Origin of the sequence: Alteromonas sp. CNT1-28 (genome assembly GCF_022348345.1) — a bacterium.
In the GTDB taxonomy this organism is placed as follows: domain Bacteria; phylum Pseudomonadota; class Gammaproteobacteria; order Enterobacterales; family Alteromonadaceae; genus Alteromonas; species Alteromonas macleodii.
On record NZ_JAKREZ010000077.1, the window covers coordinates 1 to 3060 of the forward strand.

Sequence of the window (3060 nt, forward strand, 5' to 3'; positions counted from 1 at the left end):
CGACCAAACCAAGGGAGAAAACTCAATGAACTTTTATACTAATACACATCCGTACTATTGTGGAATCGATCTTCACACAAGACTGCTCTATGTCTGCATTATTGATAATGAAAACAATATTCTCGTTCACGAAAAAATCGATGATTCACCCGACAAACTGTTAGCGCTTCTAAAACCTTATCTGGGCAATATTGTTGTTGGTGTGGAATGTATGCACTGTTGGTATTGGGTGTCTGACTTTTGTGAAGAGCACAATATTGATTTTATTCTTGGCCATGCGCTTTACATGAAAGCCATTCATGCTGGTAAAACCAAAAATGATAAGATTGATGCACTTAAGATTGCCAAGCTCATGCGGGGAGGGAACTTCCCACTCGCGCATGCCTATTCAAAAGAGCATCGCTCAATACGTGATGCGCTTCGTCGTAGAACCCACATAATGAGAATGAGTGCGCAACTGAAAGCGCACGTGTCCAGTACGATTAGTCAATACAATCTACCTGCGCTGGAGTCTCGTTTGAATCTGCAAAATTCACCTGACCGAGAAAAAATGCATCACTTTTTTCCCGATGAAGCTGTGCAAAAGAGCATGGATTTAAATCTCAATATTATCGAAACCATGGTGAGTGAACTTTACAAGATTGAACATTATGTAAAGACTCAGGCACAAACACACCGTGCAACAGATTTACATATCCTTAAGTCGTTTCCAGGTATCGGAAAAATTTTAGCCCTGACCATTTTGTATGAAGTTGGCGATATTAAGCGGTTTCCATCAGTTCAAAAGTTTGCCTCGTATTCACGGTTAGTGAAATGCAAAGCTGAGTCGGCCGGTAAAACACATGGCACGCAGGGTAATAAGATTGGCAACGCACACTTGAAGTGGGCATTCAGTGAAGCAGCGGTGTTGTACCTCAAAGGTAATGACAACGCCAAACGGTATCTAGCCAAGTTACAAAAGAGAATGAGCAAGGCGAAGGCCTTATCAGCACTCGCTCACAAAATCGGAAGATGTACTTACTTTATGTTGAAGAATCAGCAGGTATTCGATGAAGAACGCTTTTTAAACGGGTAAGTCGCGCAGTGGCATGAGCTTTAGCGTCTAACTGGTTAAACGACGAGTATCGACTTATCGCACAGTACTCTGCATTAAGCAGCATCGATAAGTATACCAACAAGTCATAACCTGCTGCGTTTGATTAGACATGCCACTGTTGCGCATCTCTACCTTTTTACGAATTTGCTTACACCTTCACTGAACCTGATACTAACTGGTCAATGCAGCCACTTAGGTTTGAATAGGACAGAGGAAGGTTAACCGATGAATGTCTAGTGCCGTTGCCAGTCAAAAGGAATTGAAAAGAGCAACAATAAGAGCCTCTATATGTGTTTGACGTAGGCAATACGCTTAACATCGACCATGACAGACGAAGTAAACGAGTTCTAAAAAGGCAACGGTATTGATCTTGAAATAGTGGTCAAAGGGCTATCTTTTTTCATTGACAGCCCGGAGGCTCATATGTGTTATGTGCGCTTATAAACAACCTAGCCACCTTTGCCTGATAACAGTTTTTGACTAACTCCCTTAATATATGGACCGACGCCATTAGACCAATTTAGATCGAATGGAGCCGGCTCATAGCTTGCAATAAATAGCTTTATGAAAGTGGTGTTGTCATCAAATTCATAAACTATTAAATCAGCGCACGGTTTAATTTTATCTTCGCCGAAGTACATCTGTGACACTAGGAAATTACATGATTCTTCCCAACCATTTGCGAGAACTGATGTTGACGAAACAATCGACACAGTTTCGTTTGGGACGGTTTTTCCAATTATTATGCTCGCTTTATCTATAGCTTCTTGAATAGAGCCTTTGGTCAAAGTATAAAATTCGTCTTTGGTCATACTTTTCCTCGAAGCATATAACATTAAGCTAAGCGGCGCAGTTGCGTGGGGCATAATAGCGAAGCGCCACGCGTAAATGCGTCCGAGCGACCGAAGGGAGAGGTCTTAAGCGCTTTGTTAGAAGCAGAACCAGTTCCTTTGGTCTTTTTAAAAACTAATGAAGCCAGCATACGATTGATTGTTAACACAAACAAGCGAAACGACTGTGCAGTAATGTTTTTGATTTGGCAGAAGCTAGCCGCCATTTGAACTAACAAGTGTAATGGCGCTTGCTGACTCAAAATAAGAACTTGGCGATAAAGCGCCTATTACACCACCTTTGAATTTTAAGCGGCGGATTTACACTTACCACAAGCCAGAGCGATGCTAATGAAAACAGGTGAGGGTAGTTTTACTGGGTTTTTTATAAAGCCAAACGCAGTTTAGGCTGACGCCTTATAGACACAATGACTCCCTGTGAAATGCTAGCCTCCGCATTTTCGTGGGTTAGCTGAAAGCCAGTGCCATAATTAGTTTGCTTAAGACTAAATCATTTAGGTTGCTTATTGTGAAGAACAACGTGGGGCTGTGCCTGTTCATTATGGCCGTATTTCCTCGTCTAAGGTCAGCGTGAAAAAGCTGCTTCGTCAGTTTGAATCTAAATATCCTGGTGCAACACTTCACGTTGTTTATGAGGCTGGCCCTTGTGGTTATTGGATTTATCGTCTGATAACAAGCTTGGGACATTGTTGCTATGTTGTGGCACCGTCTCTTATTCCAAAAAAGCCGGGAGAGCGAATTAAAACTGACCGTCGAGATGCGCTTAAGCTCGTTAGGTCATTAAAGTCTGAAGACCTTACACCCCGGCAATGAAAGATTTAAAGGAAGCCAAGTACCAGCTTAAAGCACTACTGCTGCGCAACAACATACGCTATGAAGGTACAGCCAACTGGTCGAAGAAACACCTTCGCTGGCTCACTGAGTTAATATTGCCTCATCCGGCCCAGCAAATAGTCTTGCAGGAGCACCTACAAACTATAGAAGAGCGTATCCGGCGACTGGAAAGGCTCGACAATGAGTTAACCCACCATGTGCACCAATGGCGTTATTATCCGGTGGTGAAAGCCGTTCAGGCGATGCGCGGTGTTCGATTGCTCGTTGCTGTTGGCGTGG

General features: G+C 43.0%; 2 protein-coding genes and 1 pseudogene. 2 read left to right on the forward strand and 1 reads right to left on the reverse strand.

Annotated elements, in window-relative coordinates; translation table 11 throughout:
• The first annotated feature begins 25 nt into the window (after positions 1-25).
• Positions 26-1075: an IS110 family transposase gene (locus tag MHN02_RS21280; protein WP_049589210.1), complete on the forward strand. Its 1050-nt coding sequence runs from the start codon at positions 26-28 to the stop codon at positions 1073-1075.
• 470 nt (positions 1076-1545) lie between these two features.
• On the opposite strand, the gene MHN02_RS21285 is transcribed toward MHN02_RS21280, so the two are convergent.
• Positions 1546-1908, reverse strand: coding sequence for a hypothetical protein (locus MHN02_RS21285; RefSeq protein ID WP_049587366.1), 363 nt, complete (start codon positions 1906-1908; stop codon positions 1546-1548).
• A gap of 528 nt (positions 1909-2436) precedes the next feature.
• Between MHN02_RS21285 and MHN02_RS21290 the strand changes: the two are divergent.
• Positions 2437-3060, forward strand: a pseudogene (locus tag MHN02_RS21290) (IS110 family transposase); the annotation flags it as partial.